Source organism: Leeuwenhoekiella polynyae (assembly GCF_004104075.1).
Taxonomy (GTDB): Bacteria; Bacteroidota; Bacteroidia; order Flavobacteriales; family Flavobacteriaceae; genus Leeuwenhoekiella; species Leeuwenhoekiella polynyae.
On the sequence record NZ_QOVK01000047.1, the window covers coordinates 1 to 544 of the forward strand.

General features: G+C 37.7%; 1 protein-coding gene. It reads left to right on the plus strand.

From position 1 onward, the window contains the following. Positions 1 to 544: MBG domain-containing protein (locus DSM02_RS20480; RefSeq protein WP_164918356.1), on the plus strand; the 544-nt coding region annotated here is incomplete at both ends.

Below are 544 nucleotides of genomic sequence, written 5' to 3' on the forward strand. Positions count from 1 at the left end.
TCTTCAACTTTAGCAAATGCGAATTATAACATTACGTTTGTTCCTGCAGATTTGACGATTACTGAAAAAGCGATCACGATTACTGCGGATGCAAAAAGTAAAGTGTATGGCGCAACAGATCCAACTTTAACGTATACTGTAAGTCCAGATTTAGTTGGAAGTGATGTATTAACAGGAAGTTTGTCAAGAGCAACTGGTGAAACGGTTGGGGAATATGCGATTTCTTCAACTTTAGTAAATGCGAATTATAACATTACGTTTGTTCCAGCTGATTTGACGATTACTGAAAAAGCAATCACGATTACTGCCGATGCAAAAAGTAAAGTGTATGGTTCAGCAGATCCGGCCTTAACGTATACTGTAAGTCCAGATTTAGTTGGAAGTGATGTATTAACAGGAAGTTTGTCAAGAGCAACTGGTGAAAAGGTTGGGGAATATGCGATTTCTTCAACTTTAGCAAATGCGAATTATAACATTACGTTTGTTCCTGCAGATTTGACGATTACTGAAAAAGCGATCACGATTACTGCGGATGCAAAAAGTA